The following is a 6,472-nucleotide window of genomic DNA, read 5'->3' on the forward strand; positions in this document are numbered from 1 at the left end:
ACAACACCGATTGAATTGCTTCGTCTTCTCTGACGTCTTTGTCACTCGTGAATCGTTGTATTTGTGGCTCGCCATTCTCTTCAGATAAAAAGGTAATGACAACTTCCGTCGCTAAATCTGGCGTTTTGCCGAAATACTCTATTGAGATTTGCGGATAACCTTTGAAACCTCGCTGTACTCGTTTCAGTATGCGTTTTTTCGCTTTATCCACATTCATCAGTAAATCCTTTTTGATTGCTGAACTTAAAAAATATAACGCCCGCTTAAGTGGTGAGCAACACTACCACGATACTCAACCATTACACCGTAAACACTAAAGCCAATTCAAACCAAAACCGCCGAGCGTTGCGAATCCGTCTTAAAGCGTTTGTTATGTGCGTGCTAAACGGTAGCGCCTTACAGTGCCCTCGGTTTCACTTGTGTGGTTGCCAAGATATTCACCACCACAGTTTTCGATAACCTTTTGGGACGCTGGATTGTCAATTGAACAAGTAACAATAACTGAGTCAGTGACAACATGGTCTCGCACCCAAGCGAGGAGAAATGAGGCTACACCTTTACCACGAGCTGACGGTCTAGTTTCGTAGCCAACATGCCCAATGACATTTTCTACGTTGGCATTAGTACCTTTACGAATTCGAATAGCGCCTAAGATTTCAGAGCCAGATACGCAATAATATGTTGTGCTGGGTAAATAACCGTTTGGTAATTCAGAAGTTGCCTTAGAACGTTCAGCCAAACCTGATAAATAAGCTTCAGGATCTTGATCAACGCCGGAATACTTAGGGATACCCGACTCCAAACATTCTTTCGCGTAACTCGCTAATATTGGAGCTAAATCTGGACTCGCTTCTACTACTTCCATGTCAATTTTCCTCAAAAGCACATAACGCTAAGCTAAGGGGCTGAAAACGCGATTACGCTGAACCCAAACAAACCACCTTAACCACAAAACTCAATTTATACTAAAACCGCCATGCGTTTACAGTCCCTCTTCAGCGCCTTGTTATATGCGTGTTAATTGGGCAAAATATTGACCGCAATAAACTTGTCGTTTGCCTCATTCCATGCGATTAAGTACTGACCAGCTACAGCTCGTTGCTGCAATAAGAGTTGACTAACTTCACAATCCTTTCCATTAACTAGTAAGGCTATTTCAGCAATGTATTTTTCTGTAGCAAGGTCAAACTCTTCTTGAGTCCAGTCTTTCGCATACAAAAACTTAACTCTTTGATTTAAAACTGTAGAGCAGTACAACGATAAAACCAGAGAATATCGAGTTTCTGATGCTTTGTGTTTGGAGTTTTTACCGACAACAATGACTTTTTCTATTTCAGGTGATTCCCCAAAATATTTTTTATACACATTAGCCAATCCACGCTTTAAAAACGGGTAACAATCTTCAGCTGCTTTGTCACCTAATTTTTTGACGAAGGCAGCACCGAATACTATAGCTATAGCGCTAATTCCATGTAAAACAATTGATGCTTGTACCCCCTGAGGAGGCATTTCATGAAACTCAACATCATTACCAAATGAACTCAAACTTTCCTTAAGTTCATTGAGCACCTCATCATCAATATCTGATTCAAATCCGATATTTAGAAGATCTACGTTCATTATTCCTCCTGAGCATATAACGCTAAGCTAAGTGGCTGCAAACACCACTAAACCCCAAATAACCACCGTAAACACATCAGCCAATTTGAACTAAAACCGCCACAGGTTTGCAGTCCGACTTAAGCGCCTTGTTATGTTTATTTGCGCACATTCGGGAAACGACGAACCTCATACAAACACTCATTTAGGAGTGGTTTTACGCAACGTTCGAAGTCTCGATATAAAACAATACGATTTATCCCTATAAGAACAACTGAACCAATAACAACTGCCCCTGAAAATGACCCTAACATTACCAAGAACGCCACTAATGTAAGCAAAAATGTTATCACTAATTTTAGGATAACTATTGGTTTTCTATAAACGTTTGATCGTGTTATGGCTAGCTGAATAGCGCGGTAACGAGTTCTCTTATCCACATTTTCGAAAATAGGGAGATCTTCAAATCTGTTCATATTACCCTCTAAACATAACGCCCGCTTAAGTGGTGAGCAACGCTACCACAACACTCAACTATTACACCGTAAACACAAAAACCAAATCAAACCAAAACCGCCGAGCGTTGCGAATCCGTCTTAAAGCGTTTGTTATACAGATGGCTCAAGGTACTCATGATTTGCAAATAAGAAAAGTAAATCCATCGCGGATTTCGAGCAATTTTTTACTCTGCGCTCTGGTAATGGCTTTTTGTAAAACTCATGAGCCAATAAATTACGTAGAGCCACTAGATCTTCAAGCTTAGTAAAATATTTAACGAACTCTTTTTTTGAGTGATTTTTAGACCAAAATTCACTTTCGTAGTAACTAACCAGAACACTAGCAATATAAGCTTTATCCGAAAGTTCCTGTTCCAACTTGCCCATTAATCTATAAACTTCTTTGTCATCATCTGACAGGCAATCACCAACAATACAGTTAGCAATTTCCTCGCCGACTTCACCAATTGCATTACCAATTTTTGCTAGCAACTGAGGAGCCAACATAATCACTTTGAAATAGTCACCACTATTATGAGCATCTACCAAGGCTGACATTTCAGTATAGAAAGGGTTCGACTCGACAACACTCTGATTCAAAAGACTATCCTCTTAATCTGTATAACGCCCAATTAAGGGGTGAACAACGCTACCACCCGACCTAAAGCATTGTACCGTAATCACTAAAGTTGAAGTAGAAGCAAAAATGCCAAGCGTTGAGAATCCCTCTTAAATTGATTGTTATATTTTATTTTTACGACTTATTTCCCCAAAATTACTTTTTCGATCTCGCCCTGATAAACATATGTAAATAATACTACTAATAAAACAACAAAAACCCATGAACCAGACGACTGCATCCCAACTCCACAAAGTGGAGAGGTAATGAATATTGACAATCAACGCGATTAAAGCAGGAGCAGAGATAACGAGTAAGTGGGGAATGAGACGGGTTCGAACAGCCTTAGAGGAGCCTTGAATCAGCGCTTTTGACTCATCCCACTGAACAACTGGATTTTCAAGATTAGAGTTCAGGCTATTCTTCAATTCGACTGAACAATATAAACCTAATGCCCCAATAAGAGAGTTGTGATGTGAAACCAGTATCGACGCAGCCAAGGAAAGAAGAGGGATAACAAACAAAATCTCGTTATTTACATTCTCTTTTCCGAAAGCGACACCAAGCAAGGTCGCGACGGCACCAACGTAGAACAAAATAATATTTTCCCGAAGACGAATTCGTTCGATTAACTCAGCCCTTGCAGCCTCATAGAATTTGACAGCTAGCTCATATTGCTGCATTTCCAACTCCCTTCATAAAATATAACGATAAGCTAAGTGGCTGCAAACACCACTGAACTCAAAATAACCGCCGTAAACACCCTACCCTATTGAACCAAAACCGCCACAGGTTTGCAGTCCGACTTAAGCGCCTTGTTATAAGCGTGCCAAAGATTCACGTAGTTTGTCTATGCTTTGAACTCCAAGACCACGACTTTGCCAACCAAATTGGTCGTCGTTAAACCTAGGGAAGATATGTAAATGGTAATGAGATAATTCATTAAACTTTCCGTTGTTTTGAATAAAGGAAATACCATCTGGTTTAAACGCATCCTCAATACGTTTATAGAGATCTTTCGCCACCCAATGTATTTCAAATAGGACATTTTCGGGGACGTCAATATAACTCTCATATGGATAGGTAGGACAAATCAGTATGTGCCCCAAATTTATTGGGTCGTGATCTGCAAACGCAATAACATCGGTGGATTCGTAAATAATAACAGCTTCAATTTCCCGATTTACTATCTGCTCTACTATCGTCATAGTACAATTTCCTTCCAAAGCTTATAACGATAAGCTAAGTGGCTGCAAACTCCACTAAACTCAAAATAACCACCGTAAACACACTAGCCAATTTGAATCAAAACCGCCACAGGTTTGCAGTCCGACTTTAGCGCCTTGTTAGCTGGTTACGCTGAAGCTTAATGTTTGCACCCAAATGCATAATTTGAAATACATTATGGCTGTACGAACACAATGTAAAACGGACAGCTATAAAACTGAAACCTAGCCCACGAAACATAACTGACCAAGAAAAATTACGATGAAGCCAACCATAACAAGCGAAGAACTTCATTAGTCACGAACCGCTTTCAGTTTCAAAGAAACCACACCAAAGAACTCAAAAAGCAAACCATTAAAAGTAAACGGCTTGCTTAAATTCAACCACTTAAATCAAAGTGCCGCTGGCGAGATAGTTGAGAAAATTGAACTTTCAGGTGTAAAGCTCGAACCACATAACCGGAGAAAAAATGCTCTTTTAATTTTCCAGCTAACGATAAGCTAAGTGGCTGCAAACACCACCAAACTCAAAATAACCACCGTAAACACATTAGCTAATTGAACCAAAACCGCCACAGGTTTGCAGTCCGTCTTAAGCGCCTTGTTAGCTGGTTGCGTTGAAGTTTGATGATTGCACCCAAATGCATAATTTGAAATACATTATGACTATACGAACACAATGTAAAAGGGACTGCTATAAAACTGAAACCTAGCCCACGAAACATAATCGACCAAGAAAAATTACGATGAAGCCCACTATAGCAAGCGAACAACGAATTTGGTCACGAACTACTTTCAGCTTCAAAGAAGCCACACCAAAGAACTCGACAAACGCACCATAAAAAGTAAACGGAGCAGCAAAATTCAATCGCTTAAATTGAAGTGCCACTGGCGAGATAGTTGAAAGACGTGAACTTTCAGGTGTAAAGCTCGAGCCACAAAACAGGAATAAAACTGCTCTTTTAATTTTCCAGCTAACGCTAAGCTAAGTGGCTGCAAACCACAACCAAACTCAAAATAACCACCGTAATCACATTTGCTAATTGAACCAAAACCGCCACAGGTTTGCAGTCCAACTTTAGCGCCTTGTTATGTTTGTTTCTCTGTTGCTAAAGACATAATGGCTTTTTCGATAGATGGAAACTGTATTTTTGTAAGACACATCTCTGCCTTTGAAAATTCATGTTCTCGAATTAACTGAGTAACTGCATCCAAAGAAAGCACGTTTCCCTCGACATCAAATCGATAGCTTCCGTCTGAAAAACTAACTAAATAACATTGTCCGCGGCTATCGATCAGACGGTCTGAACTATCCCAGATTAGAGCGTCTAATTCGTTGGCCAATTGAGTCTCAGAGGACAAAAACATTAGCTCCGCATCACCATCTAGCTTGAGAATACATGGCCAATTAATCATTTTGCCTCCGCAAACATAACGCTAAGCTAAGTGGCTGCAAACTCCACCAAACTCAAAATAACCACCGTAAACACCCTACTCGATTGAACCAAAACCGCCACGCGTTTGCAGTCCGGCTTAAGCGCCTTGTTATATTTCGTTCTCAATGCAGAAGTAACACAGGCACAAACATAATAAGAAACCATTAAATAACCGATATTGCTCGACTTTCGACTACTGTATTAGCTTCCGCACGCTCGATGATTTTTAACAACACCGATTGAATTGCTTCGTCTTCTCTGACGTCTTTGTCACTCGTGAATCGTTGTATTTGTGGCTCGCCATTCTCTTCAGATAAAAAGGTAATGACGACTTCCGTCGCTAAATCTGGCGTTTTACCGAAATACTCTATTGAGATTTGCGGATAACCTTTGAAACCTCGTTGTACTCGTTTCAGTATGCGTTTTTTCGCTTTATCCACATTCATCAGTAAATCCTTTTTGATTGCTGAACTTAAAAAAATATAACGATAAGCTAAGTGGCTGCAAACACCACCAAACTCAAAATAACCACCGTAAACACCCTACTCGATTGAACCAAAACCGCCACGCGTTTGCAGTCCGTCTTAAGCGCCTTGTTATATTTCGTTCTCAATGCAGAAGTAACACAGGCACAAACATAATAAGAAACCATTAAATAACCGATATTGCTCGATTTTCGACTACTGTATTAGCTTCCGCACGCTCGATGATTTTTAATAACACCGATTGAATTGCTTCGTCTTCTCTGACGTCTTTGTCACTCGTGAATCGTTGTATTTGCGGCTCGCCATTCTCTTCAGATAGAAAGGTAATGAAAACTTCCGTCGCTAAATCTGGCGTTTTACCGAAATACTCTATTGAGATTTGCGGATAACCTTTGAAACCTCGTTGTACTCGTTTCAGTATGCGTTTTTTCGCTTTATCCACATTCATCCGTAAATCCTTTTTGATTGCTGAACATAAAAAATATAACGTTAAGCTAAGTGGCTGCAAACCCACCACTATACTCAAAATAACTACCTTAAACACACTGTCCAATTTGAATCAAAACCGCCATGGGTTTGCAGTCCGACTTTAGCGCCTTGTTATGTATAG

Annotated in this window: 9 protein-coding genes; all 9 read right to left on the reverse strand. The window is 40.0% G+C overall.

Annotated elements, in window-relative coordinates:
- Nucleotides 1-217 (reverse strand): hypothetical protein (locus L3V23_RS21125; protein ID WP_237292982.1); only part of this gene is annotated, 217 nt, incomplete at its 3' end.
- A 153-nt stretch (nucleotides 218-370) separates the two neighbouring features.
- On the reverse strand, nucleotides 371-865 hold the full coding sequence (locus L3V23_RS21130) for a GNAT family N-acetyltransferase (protein WP_102967363.1): 495 nt from the start codon (nucleotides 863-865) through the stop codon (nucleotides 371-373).
- Nucleotides 866-1,017: 152 nt separating this feature from the next.
- Complete coding sequence (locus L3V23_RS21135) at nucleotides 1,018-1,620, reverse strand: hypothetical protein (RefSeq protein ID WP_102964793.1); 603 nt, start codon at nucleotides 1,618-1,620, stop codon at nucleotides 1,018-1,020.
- Nucleotides 1,621-2,207: 587 nt separating this feature from the next.
- Nucleotides 2,208-2,696 (reverse strand): hypothetical protein, encoded by a 489-nt coding sequence (locus L3V23_RS21140; protein ID WP_102967365.1) that lies wholly within the window; start codon nucleotides 2,694-2,696, stop codon nucleotides 2,208-2,210.
- Between the two features lie 141 nt (nucleotides 2,697-2,837).
- The gene (locus L3V23_RS21145) at nucleotides 2,838-3,398 is read right to left on the reverse strand and encodes a hypothetical protein (RefSeq protein WP_102967366.1); all 561 of its coding nucleotides are present in this window, start codon (nucleotides 3,396-3,398) and stop codon (nucleotides 2,838-2,840) included.
- Between the two features lie 135 nt (nucleotides 3,399-3,533).
- Nucleotides 3,534-3,923: an HIT family protein gene (locus L3V23_RS21150; RefSeq protein WP_102967367.1), complete on the reverse strand. Its 390-nt coding sequence runs from the start codon at nucleotides 3,921-3,923 to the stop codon at nucleotides 3,534-3,536.
- Between the two features lie 1,107 nt (nucleotides 3,924-5,030).
- Entirely contained in the window at nucleotides 5,031-5,357 is a 327-nt protein-coding gene (locus tag L3V23_RS21155; protein WP_102967369.1) for a DUF4144 family protein, read from the reverse strand.
- A gap of 184 nt (nucleotides 5,358-5,541) precedes the next feature.
- Nucleotides 5,542-5,823, reverse strand: coding sequence for a hypothetical protein (locus tag L3V23_RS21160; protein WP_237292984.1), 282 nt, complete (start codon nucleotides 5,821-5,823; stop codon nucleotides 5,542-5,544).
- A gap of 205 nt (nucleotides 5,824-6,028) precedes the next feature.
- On the reverse strand, nucleotides 6,029-6,310 hold the full coding sequence (locus L3V23_RS21165; protein WP_237292987.1) for a hypothetical protein: 282 nt from the start codon (nucleotides 6,308-6,310) through the stop codon (nucleotides 6,029-6,031).
- Between the last annotated feature and the right edge of the window lie 162 nt (nucleotides 6,311-6,472).

Source organism: Vibrio sp. A1-b2 (assembly GCF_021726015.1).
Taxonomy (GTDB): Bacteria; Pseudomonadota; Gammaproteobacteria; order Enterobacterales; family Vibrionaceae; genus Vibrio; species Vibrio diazotrophicus.